Origin of the sequence: Brenneria uluponensis (assembly GCF_032395385.1) — a bacterium.
Classification (GTDB): Bacteria; Pseudomonadota; Gammaproteobacteria; order Enterobacterales; family Enterobacteriaceae; genus Prodigiosinella; species Prodigiosinella aquatilis.
On sequence record NZ_CP135917.1, the window covers coordinates 265,075 to 287,228 of the forward strand.

20 protein-coding genes are annotated in these 22,154 nt (G+C 50.3%); 13 read left to right on the forward strand and 7 right to left on the reverse strand.

Annotation, left to right across the window (positions count from 1 at the left end):
• Positions 1-52: 52 nt before the first annotated feature.
• From idnR to edd, 3 genes are all read left to right on the forward strand, one after another.
• Positions 53-1,051 carry a DNA-binding transcriptional regulator IdnR gene (gene idnR, locus RS889_RS01280; protein WP_021013482.1) on the forward strand — a complete coding sequence of 333 codons (999 nt, stop codon included), beginning with the start codon at positions 53-55 and terminating at the stop codon, positions 1,049-1,051.
• 64 nt (positions 1,052-1,115) lie between these two features.
• Entirely contained in the window at positions 1,116-1,643 is a 528-nt protein-coding gene (locus tag RS889_RS01285; RefSeq protein WP_315709066.1) for a gluconokinase, read from the forward strand.
• A gap of 20 nt (positions 1,644-1,663) precedes the next feature.
• Positions 1,664-3,460 (forward strand): phosphogluconate dehydratase, encoded by a 1,797-nt coding sequence (gene edd / locus RS889_RS01290; RefSeq protein WP_315709067.1) that lies wholly within the window; start codon positions 1,664-1,666, stop codon positions 3,458-3,460.
• A 200-nt stretch (positions 3,461-3,660) separates the two neighbouring features.
• Here the strand turns inward: edd and hemY are convergent, their stop codons facing one another.
• From hemY to hemC, 4 genes are read right to left on the reverse strand one after another with little or no spacing between them, the layout of a single operon-like run.
• Positions 3,661-4,854 carry a protoheme IX biogenesis protein HemY gene (gene hemY, locus RS889_RS01295; protein ID WP_315709068.1) on the reverse strand — a complete coding sequence of 398 codons (1,194 nt, stop codon included), beginning with the start codon at positions 4,852-4,854 and terminating at the stop codon, positions 3,661-3,663.
• Between the two features lie 2 nt (positions 4,855-4,856).
• Positions 4,857-5,993 (reverse strand): uroporphyrinogen-III C-methyltransferase, encoded by a 1,137-nt coding sequence (hemX, locus tag RS889_RS01300; protein WP_315709069.1) that lies wholly within the window; start codon positions 5,991-5,993, stop codon positions 4,857-4,859.
• Between the two features lie 20 nt (positions 5,994-6,013).
• A complete protein-coding gene (hemD, locus tag RS889_RS01305; protein WP_315709070.1) occupies positions 6,014-6,754 on the reverse strand; it encodes a uroporphyrinogen-III synthase in 741 nt (246 codons plus the stop codon).
• Complete coding sequence (gene hemC / locus RS889_RS01310; RefSeq protein ID WP_315709071.1) at positions 6,751-7,689, reverse strand: hydroxymethylbilane synthase; 939 nt, start codon at positions 7,687-7,689, stop codon at positions 6,751-6,753. The genes hemD and hemC overlap by 4 nt, the downstream gene beginning before the upstream one ends.
• A 332-nt stretch (positions 7,690-8,021) precedes the next feature.
• Here hemC and RS889_RS01315 point away from each other — a divergent pair, with 332 nt between their 5' ends.
• Positions 8,022-10,577: a class I adenylate cyclase gene (locus RS889_RS01315; protein ID WP_021013475.1), complete on the forward strand. Its 2,556-nt coding sequence runs from the start codon at positions 8,022-8,024 to the stop codon at positions 10,575-10,577.
• 105 nt (positions 10,578-10,682) lie between these two features.
• On the opposite strand, the gene cyaY is transcribed toward RS889_RS01315, so the two are convergent.
• A complete protein-coding gene (gene cyaY, locus RS889_RS01320; protein WP_021013474.1) occupies positions 10,683-11,003 on the reverse strand; it encodes an iron donor protein CyaY in 321 nt (106 codons plus the stop codon).
• Positions 11,004-11,080: 77 nt separating this feature from the next.
• Here cyaY and lptM point away from each other — a divergent pair, with 77 nt between their 5' ends.
• From lptM to RS889_RS01360, 8 genes are all read left to right on the forward strand, one after another.
• Positions 11,081-11,257, forward strand: a complete 177-nt coding sequence (gene lptM, locus RS889_RS01325; RefSeq protein ID WP_021013473.1) for an LPS translocon maturation chaperone LptM — start codon at positions 11,081-11,083, stop codon at positions 11,255-11,257.
• Positions 11,258-11,346: 89 nt separating this feature from the next.
• Positions 11,347-12,171 carry a diaminopimelate epimerase gene (dapF, locus tag RS889_RS01330; protein WP_021013472.1) on the forward strand — a complete coding sequence of 275 codons (825 nt, stop codon included), beginning with the start codon at positions 11,347-11,349 and terminating at the stop codon, positions 12,169-12,171.
• The gene (locus tag RS889_RS01335; RefSeq protein WP_315709072.1) at positions 12,168-12,872 is read left to right on the forward strand and encodes a DUF484 domain-containing protein; all 705 of its coding nucleotides are present in this window, start codon (positions 12,168-12,170) and stop codon (positions 12,870-12,872) included. Before dapF ends, RS889_RS01335 begins: the two co-directional genes overlap by 4 nt.
• On the forward strand, positions 12,869-13,780 hold the full coding sequence (gene xerC, locus RS889_RS01340) for a tyrosine recombinase XerC (protein ID WP_315709073.1): 912 nt from the start codon (positions 12,869-12,871) through the stop codon (positions 13,778-13,780). Before RS889_RS01335 ends, xerC begins: the two co-directional genes overlap by 4 nt.
• Positions 13,780-14,496: a 5-amino-6-(5-phospho-D-ribitylamino)uracil phosphatase YigB gene (gene yigB, locus RS889_RS01345; protein WP_021013469.1), complete on the forward strand. Its 717-nt coding sequence runs from the start codon at positions 13,780-13,782 to the stop codon at positions 14,494-14,496. The genes xerC and yigB overlap by 1 nt, the downstream gene beginning before the upstream one ends.
• Positions 14,497-14,580: 84 nt before the next feature.
• Positions 14,581-16,743, forward strand: coding sequence for a DNA helicase II (uvrD, locus tag RS889_RS01350; RefSeq protein WP_315709074.1), 2,163 nt, complete (start codon positions 14,581-14,583; stop codon positions 16,741-16,743).
• A gap of 568 nt (positions 16,744-17,311) precedes the next feature.
• Positions 17,312-18,262 carry a magnesium/cobalt transporter CorA gene (corA, locus tag RS889_RS01355; RefSeq protein ID WP_315709075.1) on the forward strand — a complete coding sequence of 317 codons (951 nt, stop codon included), beginning with the start codon at positions 17,312-17,314 and terminating at the stop codon, positions 18,260-18,262.
• A gap of 215 nt (positions 18,263-18,477) precedes the next feature.
• Positions 18,478-19,536, forward strand: a complete 1,059-nt coding sequence (locus RS889_RS01360; RefSeq protein ID WP_315709076.1) for an AbrB family transcriptional regulator — start codon at positions 18,478-18,480, stop codon at positions 19,534-19,536.
• Here the strand turns inward: RS889_RS01360 and rarD are convergent.
• Positions 19,507-20,415, reverse strand: coding sequence for an EamA family transporter RarD (gene rarD, locus RS889_RS01365; protein ID WP_315709077.1), 909 nt, complete (start codon positions 20,413-20,415; stop codon positions 19,507-19,509). The genes RS889_RS01360 and rarD overlap by 30 nt on opposite strands.
• 122 nt (positions 20,416-20,537) lie before the next feature.
• On the reverse strand, positions 20,538-21,008 hold the full coding sequence (locus RS889_RS01370; protein WP_290180855.1) for a thioesterase family protein: 471 nt from the start codon (positions 21,006-21,008) through the stop codon (positions 20,538-20,540).
• Positions 21,009-21,229: 221 nt separating this feature from the next.
• Between RS889_RS01370 and pldA the strand changes: the two genes are divergently transcribed.
• Complete coding sequence (gene pldA / locus RS889_RS01375) at positions 21,230-22,099, forward strand: phospholipase A (RefSeq protein WP_021013463.1); 870 nt, start codon at positions 21,230-21,232, stop codon at positions 22,097-22,099.
• The last annotated feature ends 55 nt before the right edge of the window (positions 22,100-22,154 follow it).

Sequence of the window (22,154 nt, forward strand, 5' to 3'; positions counted from 1 at the left end):
GGGCAGGAAGTGGTTATTGATCTTCCTGCCCTGAAGTAATGGCAGAGAGAGCATGAAAAACCATAGAGTAACGTTGCAGGATATAGCGAATCTAGCGAATGTGACCAAGATGACGGTGAGTCGGTATCTGAGGACACCTAACCAGGTTGCGCCTGAAACAGGGAAAAAAATTGCTCAGATTATGGAGGAGGTTAATTATATCCCCAACCGGGCACCAGAAATGTTGCTTAATACAAAGAGTTACACGATTGGTGTTTTGATCCCTTCGTTCAAAAACCAAATCTTTGCCGATATGCTCGCAGGTATTGAATCGGTTACTTCCGGGAAGCAATATCAAATATTGATTGCTAATTACAATTACAAACAGAAATCGGAAGAAGAACAAATCATAAATTTGCTCGCTTATAATATTGATGGAATTATTTTGTCTGAAAAATCGCACACGGTGCGAGCCGTGAAATATTTACGCTCAGCTAAAATCCCTATTGTGGAAGTTATGGATATTGAAGGACCATGCCTGGATATGGAAGTTGGTTACTCTAACAGTAAAGCCGCATTCGACATGGTTTCAACGATGCTGGAAAACCGTAATAAGAAAAAGATTATTTATCTTGGTTCTCAGGATGATCTGCGTGATGAATTACGGTTTCAAGGGTATTGTGAGGCCATGAGAAAAAAAGGATTACCTACTCACCATATTAACCCTAAATCCATTTCATCCATTCAGCTTGGCACACAATTATTGGCATTGGCATTAAAGGAACATCCGGATCTTGATGGTATTTTCTGTACTAATGATGATATCGCTGTTGGTGCGTTGATTAGCTGTTTTAAAAAAGGGATCAACGTTCCTGATGATATATCGATTGCAGGATTCCACGGGCTTGAAATCGGGAAGGAAATGGTTCCCAGTCTCGCCAGTGTTATCACTCCCCGGTTTATGGTCGGTCAAAAAGCAGCAAGTATTCTGTTAAATAAAATCAACGATACTCATTATTCGACGCATTCAATGGATTTGGGATATCAAATTTATCTCGGAGAAACACTGTGATTTTTTGTATCAAATGGGTGTGCTGACTTGTCTGTGTGAAATTATTTTTAGATAAGGTTTATAAATGAAACGGGAAAAAGGCGGGAAAAGTTTTGTTCTGATGGGCGTGGCAAGTACAGGGAAGTCAACAATAGGTGCAGCATTGGCAAGAGCACTTGGCGCCAAGTTTATTGATGGAGATGATCTGCATCCTCGCCATAATATTTTAAAGATGGCGAGTGGGCATCCCTTAAACGACGATGACCGATTACCCTGGCTTGAACGTATTCGTGATGCAGCATTCAGTATGGAAAAGAAAAATGAAACCGGCATTATTGTTTGCTCGGCGCTGAAAAAGAAGTACCGCGATATGATTCGAGATGGTAATGAGCATGTTGCCTTTATTCATTTATACGGTTCCTTTGAACTGGTATTAGCACGCATGCAGGCCCGTACCGGTCATTTCATGCCGGTTGAACTACTGAAGAGTCAGTTTGAGACGCTGGAAATGCCAGGTGATGATGAACCTGATGTTCTCCATGTGGATATCGACGGTGATTTTGATGATGTCGTGACGCGTTGTGTTAACGCGGTCCGCTGTTACTGTCTTTAAAATATCGTGGAGGTGGGTGTATGAATAACATCATTGAACAGATCAGCCGTAACATCGCCGGGCGGAGCCAGGAAACACGCCGTCGTTATCTGGACAAAATTGATGCACAGGCTGTGAAGTGGAAACGCCGTGCACACTTATCCTGCGGTAATCTGGCCCATACGGTCGCTGCCTGTTCCGCCATGCAGAAAAAATCCATTCTGGATTTTACCCGGGTCAACGTGGGGATTATTACCGCATACAGCGATATGTTAAGTGCTCATCAGCCTTACGCGTTCTACCCTGACCTGATTAAACGGGCACTGGCGCAACTGGGGCACAGCGCCCAGGTTGCCGGCGGCGTACCTGCCATGTGTGACGGTATAACACAGGGACAGGACGGTATGTCATTGTCTCTGTTTTCCCGGGATTTGATTGCGCAGGCGACGGCCGTATCACTGAGCCACAATACATTTGATGCCTCACTGCTGCTGGGCGTGTGCGATAAAATTGCTCCTGGTCAGTTGATTGGTGCGCTTTCTTTCGGTCACTTACCAACCGCGTTTGTACCATCAGGGCCGATGCCAACCGGGATCAGCAATAATTATAAAGTGAAAATACGTCAGCAATATGCGGCGGGTGAGGTTGGTAAAGATGCGTTGCTGCATATGGAATGCGATGCCTACCATGCCCCGGGAACCTGCACTTTTTTCGGCACTGCCAATACTAATCAACTGGTATTTGAAGCAATGGGGCTGATGCTGCCCGGCTCGGCATTTGTTCCCCCTGCCGATCCGCTGCGTGAGGCTCTGACGATAAAAATAGCAGAGCATATTGCTGCTATCAGCCATAACAATGCGCAATACCGCCCTTTGTCCAGCGTGCTGGATGAAAAGTCGTTGGTGAATGGATTGGTTGCGTTACTGGCATCGGGAGGAAGCACTAACCATTCCATTCATATGGTTGCAGTGGCTGCTGCGGCCGGTTATATCCTGAACTGGGATGACATCGATGCCCTGTCGCAAGTCGTCCCCTTACTGGTGAAGATGTATCCGAACGGGCCGGCTGATATCAATGAATTTCAGCGGGCTGGCGGGGTGCCTACTTTGATGAAGGCGTTGGCAGAACGTGATTTGCTGCATCTGGATGCCACTCCGGTCTTTGGCAGCCTGTCCGACTATATGAAAGTGCCCCGGCTGGATGACGGACAGATAACGTATCATCCGGCCACCGACTCTATGAATTCTGATGTCATTGCGCTTCCTGGTGAGCATTTCAGTGCCCACGGCGGACTCAAGGTGGTGGGAGGTAATCTGGGCCGTGGGATCATTAAAGTCAGTGCGGTTGCCCCGGAGTGCCGTTTCATCGAAGCGCCGGCCCGGGTGTTTGAATCACAACATGATGTCGAGAGCGCTTATCATGCCAATGAGTTCACGCAAGATGTCGTGATTGTGGTCCGGCACAATGGTCCCGCGGCCAATGGAATGCCGGAGCTGCATAAATTAATGCCAATACTGGGTAATCTGATGAAGGATGGGTTGAAGGTTTTTCTTGTCACGGACGGACGGTTATCCGGTGCGTCGGGTAAGGTTCCGGCGGTACTTCATCTCTGCCCGGAAGCGAAAAAAGACGGGCCATTATGCCGTCTCATCGATGGCGATATCATTCGGATTGATGCAGACAGCGGGCAAATTGATGTCTTGGCCGATCTATCTGACCGTGCAGCATATCATCCAGATTGGACGGCGGAGCAGGTAGGCTCGGGCCAGGAATTGTTCTCGGTGTTTCGTCAAGCCGTTTCCAATGCGGAACAGGGCGCGACAATTTTCCGTTTTTAGTAAAAGCCGATAGTGATTCACTGGTCGGGTGAATACGGCTATACGGGGAAAGAGAAGCGCGTGTCAGGAATTGTGGCAGAGGCTATCTGAGGACGAGGATACTCAATGGTTGCACTGTTGCGTGTCCTGAAATCTTTATACGTTCAGGCTATTTCCCCTGAACGTATAAAAGGATGGTGGGATTAATGCCGGTTAACCTATTACTGCGGGTTTGATTGCAGTGTCAACAGCAACCCTTCTCGTCGCATACGGGTCGCTTCATCCGGCAAATGCAGGCGATCCAGCGCATCCGCGCACCAGGCGTAATCATAGGCATCCGGTCGTATTTCCAATGCGGCGCGGAAGGCATCTACAGCCTGTTGCCATTCACCGTGCTTCATCAACAACTGCCCCAGCGTACTGTGTAGTAACGGTGTGGAACCGTGTTGTTTAAGCAATTGACGCAGTATTTTTTCCAGTTGATCAGGGTTTCCGGCTTTGATGCGCGGCATGAGTAGTATCAGACGCTCGTCATACTGGCGTTTTAGACCATCCACAATAATCTGTTGGGCGGTATCGGGGTCGTCACATTGGATTAAATGTTCCGCCATCGCTATTTGTAACGTCAGTTCCTGACGCGTTTTCCGACTCTGGTTTTTCCACCACTGCCTGAGTCCCTCGCTACCCCCTTCGGACATGGCCTGATTCATCAGCCCAATGGTTGAGCGTTGCTGGAGATCCTGTAGTTGTTGTTCATCGTGCAACTGAATTTTGCGCATGGCGGGCAGAATATCCAGCAACGCGCTGTAAGCGCCGGTACGCAGGAACGCCTGTTCCGCTAGCCGCAGCACTTCCGGGTGCCGTGGGGCGACTTCCAGCAGATGATCAATACCGTGACGGGCAGCATGATCTTCGTTGCGAGCCAACTGGATACGTACGCGGGTGATATCCACCGGAAGCTGATTGGTATCCGCAATTTCTGCTGCACGCTCCAGATATTGTTTGGTACGAAAGTCATCGCCACGTTGCTGAGCCGCTTCTGCCGCCAACAGGTAATTTACCACCGGTTGATCGGCATGATCGGCATTACGCATCAGTAGTTTTTCTACCTGTAGATAATCGCCTTCGGCCAGTTTAAGTAACGCCGCCTTGGTTTGCTTACGGGCCCGACTGCTTTTGCGTCCGATAAACCAGCCATGAGTACGTGAACCGGTACGAAAAATCCGGCGTAGCAACCATTCGATGATCAGAAAAGCCAGCAAAAACAGAACCAGCATAATCACCAGGCCGGTAACGCTGGTCTCAACGTTATAGTTGTCGGTCTGAATCAATACATAACCCTGATGCCCCGCCATCATTGGGCCAACGACGATACCGGCGATAAGCACGATAAACAGCAACAAGACCTTTAGCATAATCAGCCCTCCTGCGGCGTGGCTGACGGCTGCGCCAGCAGGTTACGGACTCGGGTCTGCATGACTTTTTCCAGCAGCGCCTGGCTTTCCAGTTCGGTGGGGACATCCATCGAAATGGATTGCTTGCTCAGTGCATCCAACTGTTCCAGGAACGCTTTAGTACTGGGATCATTGTCATCAAAATAGGCCCGGACCCAAACAGCAGCGGTTTCCAGCGACTGTTTGTAGATTTCGTTCTGGTGACGGGGAATGGCCTGGGCAGCGATTAACAGGCGCGAGCGAATATTTTCACGCAGGTAAACATCCTGATTCGGCGCCAGCAATGGCTCGGCGGTACTGTCACGACGACGGATAGTAATGAAATCCGAGAGGAAGTTATGCCAGCTTTTGATCAGGTTTTGTCGCCATTCGCTCAAGGAAGCCGATACCGCAGTGTCGTTGTCGTCCATGGGCGCTTCATTGGTATCGTTATCCGCCAGACGCAGATTGTCTACCTGATCGGCCAACTGATTAACTTTAAGAATGATGCCGTCAAAATCAATCTGGTTGACAGCAGCCAGCGTACTGATGTCATGCGTTAACGCGCGGCGCACATCAATCAGGCTTGGATCGTGCATGTCGGCCAGACTAACATCGGCACTTTTCAGCAAAGCGACAGCGGTCGTCACATCTTTATCACTCCAGAGCTTGCGGCCTGCCATTTTCACCAGAAAATCGGCCTGCGCCAATAACCAGGTTTGAGAGTCGCCATTGGAGATTGTCGCCAGTTTTTCCCGCATTTCATCCGACTGGCGAGTTAATGTCGCAATCTGCTGTTCTGCCGCGCTCTGCGCTTTGCCTTGTTGCGCCTGCGTCTGCTGCCATTGCTGCTGTTCCTGCTGATATTGTTTTTGCATGGCGGCGATCTGGGTTTGCAGGAGATCAATATTGGCGGACTGACGTTGTGCCTGTTGATGCATGTAGTAGTAAAGACCGCCGCTTAACCCTAATGCGATAACGATTGCTGTTATACCCAGAAACACACCGTGGCGTTTGGGGGCGGGGGTCAGCGGTTTTTTCTGTTCTTTCTGCGGATGTACGGGTTCAACCCGTCCGACAACCTCTTCCGGAGGGGGCGGGGGGGTAATGTGTTCCGTCATAATGATACCTATGATCAGGGTTATTGTAGTGCGCGCATCAGCGCATCGTTATCCGCATTATCGGCGATCCGGATATCACTCCAGCCAAGCTCTCGGGCCAGATCGGCCAGACGCTCGCTTACGACAATCACTCGGCAACACAGCAGCCAGGATGTCCGATAATAATCAGGTACTAAAGTATATAGCTGTTGCAGCATTTCTCCGCTGGTTATTACCAACGTATTAATGTTTAACGACTGCCAGTGCTGGCTCTGCTCCATACCGTTATAAACGACCGGATTACGCTGGTAGCATTCACAGTAACTGACGTCGGCGCCGCGTTCTTGCAGTGTGTTGCCAAGCAGCTCCCTACCACCGTTACCGCGCAACAGTAACGCCCGTTTACCTGCTACGTGCTGTAATGAAGGCAGTTGCAACAGGGTTTCACTGGTTCCCCGTTCCGATGGATATTGCACGGGCAAGCTGCTAACGGTATGCAGGGATAATCCGGTCGTGCGCCCCACGGCATAGTAGGTTAACGCTTTAGGCCATCCGGTTCCGGTACGGACTAACACCGGATTAGCATGATCCACTACCTGCTGGGAAAGGACAATAACCAGATCACCAGGATGTAATGCAGCAAGCATGATCGGCAACTGGGATAACTCCCGGCCAGGCGAAAAATCAATCAATGGACTGTGATAAGCTGGCAGACCGGCCAGACAGAGGCGGGCTACCAGTTGCTCACCCGCAGGAGAGGGACGGGTAACCAGAATCGTCATGATGGCGTGTCCCCATAAACGGCTTGTAAAATGGTTTTGGCGCCTCGGGCTAACAACTCTTCCGCCAGATTGATGCCAATCTGTTCTGCATACTGCAAGTTGCCTCGGCGTTCACTCCGGATAATGCAACTGCCATCCGGTGCGCCGACCAGCGCCCGTAGCCACAGCGTCTCACCTTCCAGTTCGGCGTAACTGCCAATAGGAACCTGACAGCCTCCTTCCAGTCGCGTATTCATGGCGCGCTCAGCCTGTACCCTTATCGCCGTTTCTGTGTGATTGAGTGGTGCCAGTAGCATGCGGGTATGCTCATCATCCAACCGACATTCAATACCAACGGCACCTTGCCCAACCGCGGGTAACGACTCTTCCGGGCTTAATGCACAACGAATGCGACTTTCCAGCCCCAGACGTTTCAGACCAGCGACGGCCAGAATAATGGCGTCATATTCGCCACTATCAAGCTTCGCCAGCCGTGTGCCGACGTTGCCACGTAAATCACGGATGGTCAGATCGGGGCGCTGCGCCCGCAACTGACATTGCCGGCGCAGGCTAGACGTCCCGACGCAGCTTCCAGCGGGTAAATCCGTCAGACCAGAATAGTGATTGGAAACAAAGGCGTCACGGGGATCTTCGCGTTCACAGATCGTGACCAGACCCAGGCCTTGAGGAAATTCAATAGGAACATCTTTCATGGAGTGTACGGCGATATCTGCGCGTTTTTCCATCAGAGCCAATTCTAACTCTTTGACGAACAAACCTTTACCACCAACTTTTGCCAGCGGTGTATCCAGCAGAACATCACCGCGGGTGATCATTGGCACCAGATCTACGCGTAAACCGGGATGGTATGCCTGTAGCCGATGTTGGACATACTGAGCTTGCCATAGGGCGAGTGGGCTCTGTCGGGTGGCGATTCTGAGAATATTGTCTAACATGCTTGATACCGTTTTTAGCATTTTTAGCCATCGTACCATTGATGGCGCGCTGGTGTCAGTTGCCTGGCATCTGCAATTAAGGATGAAAAGACGGAAATGGGAGGATGCCCCTGCTGGTGATAAGGTAACAAGAAAAGGCGAGAATGTAGTCACAGGCGAAGCAGCAATAAGCGCGTCTAACTTTCTTTACTTTCTTTACGCCCTTTCAGCAAGGTGTTAGATTGATCACGTTTCCAGCAATAATCTGTCAGACATTCTTCCAATACACCTTCAGTGGCAGAAGCGGAATAACGGTATTTTTTGTAGGCACTGGGATAAGCAGGCGAAACGTCTTGTACTTCTACATCGAGACACTGAAGCAGAGACTGGATGCGATTAACCAACTACGTGTTGATCGTGCTCTTGGAGCGATGAAACCCGTTTTTCAGCAGGTTTACAGTCTTCTGCCAGTTTTATTACATCATCATCATCCTCTGATGCCGGGTTATCTTGAAGGTAAGGTTCCGCACGGTATCTGCATGTTCACGCCTGATGAAAAACAACAACACTATCTCGACAGTGTAGAACTGAAATGGGGCGAGTTGTCTTGTCCTGATACTCGGGGCGAGTTGCCTATTACCGGTGTTTATTCCATGGGCAGTACCTCCTCTATTGGCCAAAGCTGTCGTTCGGATCTGGACATTTGGGTATGCCATCAGTCCTGGCTCGACAATGAAGAACGTCAACACTTACAGCAAAAATGTTCACTGCTTGAAAAATGGGCCGCTGCCCAGGGTGTGGATGTCAGCTTTTTTGTGATGGATGAAAACCGTTTCCGCCACAATGAAAGCGGCAATCTCGGTGGTGAAGATTGCGGTTCGACCCAGCATATTCTGTTGTTGGATGAGTTTTATCGTACTGCTGTACGCATGGCTGGCAAACGTATCCTGTGGAATATGGTGCCGGTGGACGAGGAAGCCAATTATGATGAATTCGTGCTCTCCCTTTATGCGCAAGGCGCACTGACACCCAACGAATGGCTGGATTTGGGTGGACTGAGTACGTTATCTGCCGAAGAGTATTTCGGCGCCAGCCTGTGGCAACTATATAAAAGCATCGATTCGCCTTACAAGGCGGTGCTGAAAACCCTGCTACTGGAAGCGTATTCCTGGGAATACCCTAATACCCGGTTGTTATCCTCCGAGATTAAAACTCGTCTGCACAACGGTGAGATTGTCTCTTTCGGGCTTGACCCTTATTGCATGATGCTGGAGCGCGTCACCCAGTATCTGATAGCCATTGATGACCCGGCCCGCCTGGATCTGGTTCGCCGCTGTTTCTATCTCAAAGTGTGTGAAAAACTCTCCATTGAACGCGCCTGCACGGCATGGCGTCGCCAAATCCTGTTGCAATTGGTGCAGGCGTGGGGATGGGGCGAAGAACGCATTCTGATGCTGGACAACCGCGCCAACTGGAAAATCGAACGGGTGCGTGAAGCCCATAATGAACTGCTTGATGCGATGATGCAGAGTTATCGTAACTTGATCCGTTTTGCCCGTCGCAATAACCTGAGTGTGAGTGCCAGCCCGCAGGATATTGGCGTATTAACCCGTAAACTGTATGCCGCTTTTGAGGCATTACCGGGTAAAGTGACATTGGTTAATCCACAAATCTCGCCGGATCTGTCAGAAGTTAATCTGACCTTCATTTTTGTGCCGCCAGGACGTGCCAATCGTTCTGGTTGGTATCTGTACAATCAGGCTCCTTCCATGGATGCCATCGTCAGCCATCAGCCGCTGGAATATAACCGTTACCTGAATAAACTGGTGGCCTGGGCTTACTTTAATGGTCTGCTGACGCCAGCAACGCGCCTGCATATCAAGGGTAGTGAGCTGTGCGGGATTGATAGATTGCAAGAGCTGGTTGCCGATGTCTCCAGCCATTTCCCACTGCGTGTACCCGCACCGACACCTAAAGCGCTATATAGTCCATGTGAAATCCGGCATTTGGCGATTATCGTTAATCTGGAACATGATCCGACGGCGGCGTTCCGTAATCAGGTGGTTCATTTTGATTTCCGCCAGTTGGATGTTTTCAGCTTTGGCCAGCAGCAGCAGTGTCTGGTGGGGAGTATCGACTTATTGTATCGCAACTCCTGGAACGAAGTGCGTACCTTGCATTTCAGCGGTGAGCAATCAGTATTGGATTCACTGAAAACCATTCTCGGCAAGATGCATCAGGATGCGGCGCTGCCGGAATCGCTGGAAGTGTTCTGTTACAGTCAACATCTGCGTGGACTGATTCGGACCCGGGTACAACAATTGGTTTCCGAGTGTATTGAGCTGCGTTTGTCCAGCACCCGTCATGAACCGGGTCGCTTCAAGGCGCTGAAGGTTGCCGGACAAACCTGGGGGCTGTTCTTCGAACGTTTAAGTGTCTCGGTGCAGAAACTGGAGAACGCCGTGGAATTCTATGGCGCCATTTCCAATAATAAATTGCAGGGATTGCCAATCCAGGTGGAAACCAACCATGTCCATCTGCCACCAGTGGTTGATGGCGTCGCCAGTGAAGGTATTATCCAGTTTTTTTTCGAAGATCAGTTAGATAATCAAGGGTTTAATATCTATATTCTCGATGAATCCAATCGGGTGGAAGTCTACCACCACTGTGAAGGCAGTAAGGAAGAACTGGTGCGCGATGTCAGCCGTTTCTACTCGTCGTCGCACGATCGTTTCACCTATGGTTCCAGTTTTATCAATTTTAACCTGCCTCAGTTCTATCAAATTGTTCAATTGGATAACCGTACACAAGTCATTCCGTTTCGTAGCAGTGCATTGACACATCTATGTGTGACACCTTCGTCGGAAGATAACGCGTTGATCATGAATCAGCGATTACAAATGCTCTGAGTTTTTTGTCTGTTATTCAGCTCGAAAAAGGTATCACGATGGATAGTGCGTAGCGGAAAACGCTGACCTTTACCCGTGCTCGGACATATATGCATCAGCGCACGATCAGTTGAAACGAATGGTTTCACCAGCCTGAGTCGAGCAGGCGCTGCTCAGCAGTGACAAAAATTCATCACCATTGCGATTACAAATCCATTTTTGATCGAGATAATCAAAATGGTAGCCGCCGCCTTTGGTGGCCAGCCAGATTTGATGCAGTGGTTCCTGCCGGTTGATCACAATTTTGCTGCCGTTTTCAAAACTCAGTGTCATCACCCCGCCGTTAGTTTCATAATCGATATCGGCATCGCCATCAAATTGGTCCAGTGTTTCCTCCAATTGACGCATCAGTGTGTCGGCTAATTGATGAAACTCGCTATCGTTCATATTCGATTCCTATTGATTTTCATGATCCACCTGCGATTATAGAGAGCATACATCGATGAGTGACAGGTTTTAACGTTATGATAAATCTATTTCGCCATGTGTGCCTGGCATTAACTGTACTGGCACTGGCTGGTTGTGGCCTGAAGGGGCCGCTTTATTTTCCGCCGGAGAAATCGAAAGCTCCTGCGCCTGCGAAGACCACGCAGCAGCAACATATAACAAAAACACCGCAACAATCACCTGTCCAGCAATAATGGTGATATTGCGATTGGTCTACCATCATTTTATAACAGGTCACGATAGTGTGTTTACCGCGTCCGGTTAAGTCAGCGGAGTCAGGATAATGCAGTTCGCCAAAATGCACGGTTTGGGCAATGACTTTATGGTTGTTGATGCCGTTACGCAGAATGTCTATTTTTCACCTGAGTTGATTCGACGTTTGTCGGATCGGCATTGTGGTGTTGGCTTTGATCAACTGCTGGTGGTTGAGCCACCTTACGATCCTGAACTGGATTTTCATTACCGTATTTTCAATGCAGATGGTAGTGAAGTGACTCAGTGTGGTAATGGTGCCCGTTGTTTTGCCCGATTTGTGCGTCTTAAGGGATTAACCAACAAACGAGATATCAGTGTCAGCACCCAGACTGGGCGTATGATTCTGAGCGTTACGGATGATGAACTGGTGCGAGTCAATATGGGTGAACCCAATTTTGAGCCGCAGCAGGTCCCTTTCCGCGCAGTTAAAGCGGAAAAAACGTATATTATGCGAGCAGAAGAACATACCGTACTGTGTGGTGTAGTTTCGATGGGGAATCCCCATTGTGTGATACAGGTGGATGATGTGGATACTGCGAAGGTCGATGTGTTGGGACCGCTGCTGGAGAGCCATGAGCGTTTTCCGGAACGCGCCAACATTGGGTTTATGCAGGTTGTGGATGACCACACTATCCGATTGCGTGTCTATGAACGCGGGGTGGGAGAAACTCAAGCTTGCGGTAGTGGAGCCTGTGGGGCTGTTGCGGTAGGTATTCAGCAAGGGCTGCTGGCCGACAATGTTAAGGTTAAATTGACTGGCGGTGAGCTTGATATTAACTGGGCAGGTCCAGGTAAGCCGTTATTTATGACCGGGCCAGCTACGCACGTTTACGATGGATCCATTCATTTATGAAAAGCGTTGAGGAGCAGGTGGAACACCGGATTTCACTCACTGACGAGATGGTTCTGCAGTTTTTGCACCAAAATCCTGACTTTTTTATCCGTAATTCACGTCAGATCGAACAGATGAGAATTCCTCATCCGGTGCGGGGCAGCGTGTCGCTGGTTGAGTGGCAGTTGGCACGCCAGCGTAACCATATAGATAAACTGGAAGAAGAAATCACCCTTCTGATGGAGCAGGCTACTTCGAATGAGGCGTTGTTTAACCAGTTGCTTCAAGTAAATATGGAACTGTCCGCGGCGGACAGTCTACAGGACTTTCTGGAGCGTTTACGTCGCTGGGCGCGAACGCTGGGTTTGCTGGGAGCATCGGTACGGCTGTTCAGTGATAAATGGCACGTTGGTGCTCCTTCTGATTTTACTCATCTGGCGCTTAATCGCACATTGTTCGAGTCACTGCGTATTCAACGCTTTGGCAACGGGAATCATTATTTAGGTACGTTGAACGGACCAGAACTGCTGCTTCTGTTGCCTGAAGCCAAACAGGTTGGTTCGGTTGCCTTGTCATTAATGGGCCCTAATGGTGATTTGGGCCTGCTGCTTTTCAGTAGTCGTGACAGTCATCATTATCAGAAAGGGATGGGAACCGTGCTGTTACAGCATCTGTCATCAACGCTCCCCGTGCTGCTGCAACGCTGGGTTGAACGTTTATGAATCAAGCCGTATCGCCGTTACTGATACAAACAAATGCTTTTTTGCGTTACCTCAAGGTTGAACGGCAATTGAGTCCGTTGACGCAGAGTAGTTATGCGCATCAGTTACAGGTGATAACGGAGATATTGTCTGCTGTTGGGATAACGGCATGGCAGAACCTCGATGCCGCAGGCGTACGCTCGGTGGTGACGCGCAGTAAACGTGACGGATTACAGTCTTCCAGTCTGGCATTACGCCTTTCCGCGCTGCGCAGTTTTCTTGACTGGCTGGTGAGCCGGGGGGAGCTGGGCGCAAACCCGGCCAAAGGGGTTTCCACCCCAAGGGCCGGGCACCACCTTCCCAAAAATATGGATGTAGACGAAGTGAACCGTCTGCTGGACATTAACCTGAATGATCCACTGGCTGTGCGTGATCGGACAATGCTGGAAGTGATGTATGGCGCCGGGTTGCGTCTGGCCGAATTGGTCGGCATGGATTGCCAGCACGTGGAGCTGGACAGCGGCGAAGTGTGGGTGATGGGTAAGGGCAGTAAAGAGCGTAGATTGCCCATTGGCGCGACGGCCGTCGCCTGGCTGCGTCGCTGGCTGGAACTGCGTGAGATTTATGATCCGCAGGATGATGCGGTGTTTGTTTCCAGCCTTGGGAAACGCATTTCCATGCGTAATGTACAGAAACGTTTTGCGGAGTGGGGGGTGAAGCAGGGAGTCAACAGCCACGTTAATCCACATAAACTGCGCCACTCTTTTGCCACCCATATGCTGGAGTCCAGCGGTGACCTGCGTGCGGTGCAGGAGCTATTGGGGCATGCCAACCTCTCTACCACCCAGATTTATACCCACCTGGATTTCCAGCATTTGGCATCAGTGTATGATGCCGCGCACCCACGCGCCAAACGAGGAAAGGGTTGATGCATTTCTACCGCCCGCTGACTGCAATTTCAGCCATCACCTTTGATCTGGATGACACACTGTATGATAACCATGATGTGATACGACGTACCGAGCAGGAATCCATCCGTTTCCTGCAAGGACACTATCCCGTGTTGAAGTATATGCAGGCTGTTGATTTTCAGCGTTTACGCGCAGAGCTTCGCGCCCAGGAGCCGGAAATTTACCACGATGTCACTCTATGGCGCTGGCGTGCGGTGCAGTTGGCGCTCATCCGTCACGGCGTCAGTGAAGCGGAAGCCTCGGCAGGTGCGAATGTCGCGATGGAGAACTTTGCTTATTGGCGTAGTCGTATTACCGTTCCGCAGTCAACCCATGACACACTTGGCGCACTGGCCGAACACTGTCCATTAGTTGCCATTACCAACGGTAACGCCGATCCGTATGCCTGCGGGCTGGGTGATTACTTTCAGTTTATTTTGCGAGCCGGCCCGAACGGTCGTGCAAAACCTTTCAGCGACATGTACCACCTGGCAGCGGAAAAACTGAACCTCCCTGTAAAACAACTGCTGCATGTCGGCGATGATCTGACGACTGACGTAGCGGGCGCTGTGCGCTGTGGGATGCAAGCTTGCTGGGTTAACTTGCGTGAAGGAAATCTGATGCATATCGATGACACCCGGTTATTGCCACATATTGAAATTTCCCGGTTGGAATCGCTGACAGCATTGCTATAATTCTTTTTATTGTGCTGTATAAATAACCAGTAAAATGTGTATCCTTTGTGATTATACGTTTTTCCGCCAATGGATAACGGTGCTATGGACGTCTCTGACCTGCTTGATAGTTTGAATAATAAACAACGCGATGCGGTAGCTGCTCCGCGCCATAATGTGCTGGTGCTGGCTGGCGCGGGCAGTGGTAAAACACGAGTCCTGGTACACCGTATCGCCTGGCTCCTGACGGTAGAAAACAGCTCACCATACTCCATTCTGGCCGTCACCTTTACCAACAAAGCGGCGGCCGAGATGCGCCACCGTATTGATCAGCTTATCGGCACCAGTCAAGGTGGGATGTGGATCGGCACTTTTCATGGTTTGGCGCATCGCTTGTTACGGGCTCATCATCTGGATGCCAATTTGCCGCAGGACTTTCAGATCCTCGATAGTGAAGATCAACTGCGTTTGCTCAAGCGTTTGATCAAAGCGCTGAACCTGGATGAGAAACAGTGGCCGCCACGGCAGGCCATGTGGTACATCAACGGGAAAAAGGATGAGGGGCTGCGTCCTCAGCACATCGAAAGCTATGGCAACCCGGTAGAGCAAACCTGGCAGCGAATTTACCAGGCTTATCAGGAAGCGTGCGATCGCGCCGGTCTGGTAGATTTCGCCGAACTGTTGTTACGGGCCCACGAACTATGGCTGAACAAGCCACATATTTTGCAGCATTATCGCGAGCGTTTTCACAATATTCTGGTGGATGAGTTTCAGGATACCAATAGTATTCAGTACGCTTGGATCCGTCTGCTGGCGGGCGATAGCGCCAATGTGATGATTGTTGGTGATGATGATCAGTCCATTTATGGCTGGCGAGGCGCTCAGGTCGAAAACATCCAGCATTTCCTGCGCGACTTTCCCAATGTTGAAACTATTCGTCTGGAGCAGAATTACCGCTCTACCAGCAACATCCTCAATGCAGCGAACGCGTTAATCGCCCATAACGGTGATCGTCTGGGGAAAAACTTGTGGACTGACGGTGTCGAGGGGGAACTGATCTCCCTCTATTGCGCGTTTAACGAACTAGATGAAGCCCGGTTTGTGGTTAATCGCATCAAAGTGTGGCAGGAAGCCGGCGGTTCGTTAACCGAGAATGCCATTCTTTACCGTAGTAATGCCCAGTCACGTGTACTGGAAGAGGCGTTGATTCAACAGAATCTGCCTTACCGTATTTATGGTGGTATGCGCTTTTTTGAACGACAGGAAATCAAGGACGCGTTGTCTTATCTGCGTTTGATTGCCAACCGTAATGATGACTCCGCCTTTGAGCGTGTAGTGAATACGCCGACACGTGGCATTGGCGACCGTACGCTGGATGTGGTGCGTCATACGGCGCGTGACCGTCAGATCACAATGTGGCAGGCTAGTCGTGTTCTGTTGCAAGAGAAAGCCTTGGCGGGCCGCGCGGCTTCTGCATTACAGCGTTTTCTGGAGTTGGTGGATGCGCTGGCCTATGAAACAGCCGAATTACCATTGCATGTTCAGACAGACCGGGCCATCAAGGATTCCGGATTGTGGAATATGTATGAGCAGGAAAAAGGTGAGAAGGGTCAGGCGCGGGTAGAAAACCTGGAAGAGCTGGTGACAGCAACGCGCCAATTCAGCTATCAGGAAGAAGATCAGGATTTGATGCCGTTACAGGCATTTCTTTCACATGCGGCACTGGAAGCGGGTGATGGACAAGCTGATGCGCACCAGGATGCAGTGCAGCTTATGACGTTGCATTCCGCCAAAGGTCTGGAGTTTCCGCAGGTATTCATTGTTGGCATGGAAGAGGGTATGTTCCCCAGCCAGATGTCGCTGGATGAAGGTGGACGTCTTGAGGAAGAACGACGCCTGGCATATGTCGGTGTGACTCGTGCCATGCAGAAGTTGACCCTCACTTATGCGGAAACCCGGCGTTTATACGGGAAAGAAGTGTATCACCGCCCATCGCGTTTTGTTGGTGAACTGCCAGCGGAGTGTGTGGAGGAGGTGCGGTTACGAGCCAGTGTGTCGCGCCCGGTCAACCATCAGCGACTGGGAACCCCGGTCAGTCAGAGTGACAGCGGCTTCACATTGGGGCAGCGTGTGCGTCATGCCAAATTCGGTGAAGGGACTATCGTCAATCTGGAAGGAAGCGGCGAACATTGCCGGATTCAGGTGGCGTTTCCAGGGCAAGGCATCAAATGGCTGGTCGCCGCTTATGCTCGTTTGGACGCGATGTAACAGGCCTGTACCCGACATGGAATAGTGTCAGTCAGTTCGGGTAGTGAGAGAGCGGGTAACGGTGGAAGTAAGATCTTCCCGGGGTTTTATCTCTCTCCCTCCGGGCCTGAGTATGGCCGGCAATGGACATTGTGTAGCAACGGTTTTCCCCGGCATTTACTGATCCGCCCAGATGAGTTGGTTCGTGTCTTTCAGCCGTGTGAAATGGTTGCCAACGGTGTTCATGACCGGAGGTGGAGCACCGGCCAAGATATTGTTGCGTTAATAACCTTTCTGCGTGTTGACAGCCTTTTTCATCTCGGCGTAACATGCGCCCATCATTATTTCCGGAGGACCCACGCCTTGGACACACCCAGTCGATGCTGGCTCAATAACCTACTGATTAGGTACAACCACTAAGGCTATCCTCCGCTGTATGCTGATAGCCTTAGTGGTTGTCAGCGATATCATCTGTGTCGCGTCGAGTCAGAACCGTCGAACGGTCTGAAACCTGATGGTGACCTTTCACCCCTGTTTCTGTGTTTCAATCGCGTTTTGTCCATCTCTGTTACGTTTAGGGAGCTGGCCTATGCTGAGCGCATTTAAACTGGAAAACTGCCATTTATCTCGTCTGGAACTGGATGACGCCGACGATCTCACCTTATCACTCTGGGTTGATTTGGTTGAGCCTGAGGATGACGAGCGAGAACAAGTACAAAACCAATTGGGGCAAAGTCTGGCAACCCGGCCAGAACTGGAAGACATCGAGGCATCGGCCCGTTTTTTTGAAGATGAAGATGGCTTGCATATTCACTCCTTCTTCTTCTATGAAGATGCTGACGATCATGCGGGAAACTCTACGGTCGCTTTTACTATTCGTGATGGTCGCTTATTCACGCTGCGTGAGCGCGAGTTGCCTGCGTTTCGTCTCTATCGTATGCGAGCCCGCAGTCAGATATTGGTCGATGGGAATGCTTATGAACTGCTGCTTGATCTGTTTGAAACCAAAATTGAACAGTTGGCGGACGAAATTGAGAACATCTACAGTGATCTGGAGGCACTAAGCCGGGTCATCATGGATGGCCACCAGGGCGACGAGTATGATGATGCGCTTTCTACACTGGCGGAATTGGAAGATATCGGTTGGAAAGTTCGCCTATGTCTGATGGATACTCAACGGGCGCTGAACTTTCTGGTGCGCAAGGCCCGGTTACCTAGTGGTCAGTTGGAACAGGCACGTGAAATCTTGAGGGACATCGAATCACTTTTGCCGCATAACGAATCCCTGTTCCAGAAGGTGAACTTCCTGATGCAGGCGGCGATGGGCTTCATCAATATTGAGCAGAACCGTATTATTAAAATTTTCTCCGTGGTGTCTGTGGTCTTCTTGCCACCGACGTTAGTGGCATCCAGCTATGGGATGAACTTTAAATTTATGCCGGAACTGGAGTGGTCATTTGGTTATCCAGGAGCGCTGGCGCTGATGTTACTGGCGGGTCTGGCTCCCTACCTCTATTTTAAACGTCGCAACTGGTTGTGACTGTGGCGTATACCTTCAGCAGCGTACGTCATTCCTGACTCGTCTGCTTGACTACGGGAATGGCGTTTCTGTCGAAATACTTCATTCCCGTGCCTACCCTGGCGATTTCATTTTTTATCCGTTTTGTACTGCGTTTAAGCTGGATTTTCATGTCCTGGAACAGGCTATCCGTTTAGAATGAAATCACTGTCTTATTTTTGTCATGGGTAATGCGCATGGAGAAAACCCCCGTGCCACTGCAATGGGGCATACTGCTATCGGTATCGCTGATTCTGGGATTCGGTTTACAAATTTATCATGTGCCGGCAGCGTTGTTGCTGGGGCCGATGCTGGTGGGCGTTGTGATGGGATTAAATGGCTCCACCATTCGGATTCCCCGCCCTTTTTTTTACGCCAGTAACGCCGTACTTGGGTGTCTGGTAGCGCAAAGCCTCTCTTTGTCCATTCTGCGTCCATTATTGAATGAGTGGCCGCTGGTACTGTTTACTCTATTGGCGACATTGGTCATCAGCGGCTTGTCCGGATGGTGTCTGATGCGTTATAGCGAACTGCCCGGTACGACGGGAACCTGGGGCGCGTCACCGGGCGGTGCTTCCGCCATGGTTGCCATGGCCGGTGAATTCGGGGCAGATGTACGTCTGGTGGCGTTTATGCAGTATTTGCGCGTACTGATGGTGACGGCGTCGGCGGCATTTGTCGCCCGTTTTAGCCTGGGGGATAGTTCGGCAGGTAACCATGCCATGACGCTCTGGTTCCCGGCCCTTGACTGGCGTTTCCCTGCCACACTGTGTATGGCCTTCAGTTGCGCCTGGGTCGCCCGCCGGCTGCGGATCCCTTCTGGTCAGTTGTTGGGCCCGATGATTGTCGGTTCAATATTGCATTCGACCGGTACGCTGACATTGCAGACACCCGAGTGGCTGTTGGCATTAGCGTATTCGTTTATTGGCTGGAGTGTCGGCCTCTGTTTTACCCGCCCAATCTTCCGGCTGGCATTACGCACTCTGCCGCAAATGATGATCTCGATAGTGATGTTAATGCTGCTGTGTGGGGGGATGGCGTTTATGCTGACTCGTCTATTACCAGTGGATATGCTGACAGCTTATCTGGCAACCAGTCCCGGTGGGCTGGATTCTATCGCGATTATTGCCGCGGGAAGCCGGGTGGATATGGCTTTCGTGATCGCCATGCAAACGCTGCGTCTGTTTTCCACCCTGATTTTCAGTCCGATAATGTCGCGTTATATCTCACGCCACGCGGTCCCGCACGCGACGTAACTTACGCTGGGTATAGAGTGCGTCGAGGATGAAAATGGCCAACGCTGTCCAGATAAAGGCGAAGGTGAGCAACTTGTCGCGAGTCATGGTTTCACCGTAAACCATGACGGCAAGAAGCAGTGTCATGGTCGGGCCGATATATTGGAAAAAACCTAGTGTAGACAGACGCAGACGCATCGCCGCTGCGGTGAAAAATAACAAGGGAACGGTGGTGATGATCCCGGAGAGGGCTAACAACAAATTCAGTGATAGTGGATTTTGCATCAGGTGGCTGCTCGGTGAATCCGCGATCATAAACAGGTAAATGAAGGCAGCGGGCAATAGCCACAGCGTTTCAATCAACATCCCCGTTTGTCCATCAATACCGATCTTCTTACGCAGCAGACCATAAAACCCAAAACTGAAAGCCAGAGCCAGGGCAATTACTGGCAATGATCCGAATTGCCAGAGTTGCACCAGTATTCCACACACCGCCAGTGCGACTGCCAGCCATTGCATGGGGCGGAAACGTTCCCGCAAAAACAGCATTCCCAGCATGATATTCACCAATGGATTGATAAAATAACCCAGACTGGCTTCCAGCATATGATTGTGATTGACCGACCAGATATAAACCAGCCAGTTACTCCCTACCAGCATGGCAGTGACCGCCAGTAACAACAGTTGCCTGGGTTTTTGGCAGGCATGCCGCACCTGACGCCATTTAAGGCTGATACTCAGCAGGATGATCATAAAGAAAAAAGACCAGATGATACGGTGCGCTAGTATCTCCGTTGCCGGAACCTGTATAAGTAATTTGAAGTAGACTGGAGCAATGCCCCAGATAAGATAGGCGCCAAGCGCGAAGAGGATCCCCTGACGGGTTTGTTGTACTTCCATGAATGATGGCTCGGTATAAAAGCGAGTAAACCGTGATTTTACGCAAAAAACGGTCTTTTTCCATCGCAACATACCCAGCGGTATCTTATCCGATGCCATCGCATGTAACGGCGGGATCGCTACTAGCCAACAATATACGTCGCAGTGGCGCTAGCGATATGTAACTGTTGCTCATTGTGGAGTTCAGCGCGTGCAACCGCAATTTTATTGCCTCCACGCAGTAAGTGACTGGTAATGATGAAGCGCTCACCACGACCAGGACGCAGATAATCCACACGCATGTCAATCGTGCCCATGCGCGACAAGCGGTGATGAAATTCCGCTTCATTGATGGTTTCATGGCGCAGCAGGGTATTCCCCACGCATACCAGCCCGGCCGCAACATCCAGCCCGGCAGCAATCACGCCGCCATGCAAGATTTGCTGCAAAACGTTGCCTATCATTTTGTCCTGACGGGCGAAAGTGAGTGTGGCGTGATCCTGGGCAAACTCAAGCAACTCTAGTCCCAGTGCCTGATTGAAAGGCATTTGATAAATAAAGATATCACTGACACGCTGGCGAACAATATCCTGACTTAACAACACATCTGGCATGATGTTTTTCCTGTGGTTTTGTTGGCATGAATAAATAATAGGTTGAGGTCAGAGAATAATGATAACAAAAAGTTAATTATTTGTTTGTTTTGTGGTGCATTTTGTCGCTTTCCGGAAAAAGCTAATAACTGGCAGGATAGTGATTCACCGACGGTTTATCTGTGTACAATATCGCTCTGAATTTACGGGATATCATCATTATCAGTCGGGGGAAAACACCCATGCGTAAACGAATGGGGATTGTGATGGGGCTACTGCTGGCAGCAAATGCCCAGGCGGAGGAAGCAAAAGTACAGAAGATTCATGATGATCCCGCGGTCCGCGGTAGTATTATTGCTGGCCTGCTACAGGAACATGATAGTCCTTTCGTTCTTTATCCTTATGAAAGTAATTACGCGCTTTATACATACACCAGCGATATCAATAAACAGTCTATTCAAAGCTATAAGTGGGCCAATCATGCTCGCAAAGACGAAGTGAACTTCCAGATTAGTCTTGGTTTTCCGTTGTGGCGCGGTATTGCGGGGGATAATTCTCTGCTGGGTGCTTCCTATACACAGCGCTCCTGGTGGCAGATGTCCAATAAAAGCGAGTCGACGCCGTTTCGGGAAACCAATTATGAGCCGCAACTGTTTTTAGGCTGGGCAGTGGATGACACTTTTGCCGGCTGGACACTACGGGATGTGGAATTTGGGGTAAATCATCAGTCTAATGGTCGCGCAGATCCCACCTCACGCAGTTGGAATCGGGTATATGCCCGACTGATGGCTCAACATAATAACTGGCAGGTGGAGGTGAAACCCTGGATCCGTCTTACTGACAGCGATGATGACAACCCGAATATCATTCACTATATGGGACATTATCGTTTGCGAATTGGTTATGTCTGGGGTGATAGCATTTTCAGTGCGGAAGGTCGCTATAACTGGAACAGTGGCTATGGGGGGGGTGACGTGAGTTGGAGTTATCCGCTTACCAAACATGTCCGCTTCTATACCAAGGTATTTAGTGGGTATGGCGAGTCGTTAATTGACTACAATTATCGTCAGACACGTTTCGGTATCGGGATCATACTCAACGACATGCTCTGAGTTATTACCGTTTCCTTTCGCTGAGAGAGAAGAGCCGCGAGCGGCGAGATCAGTA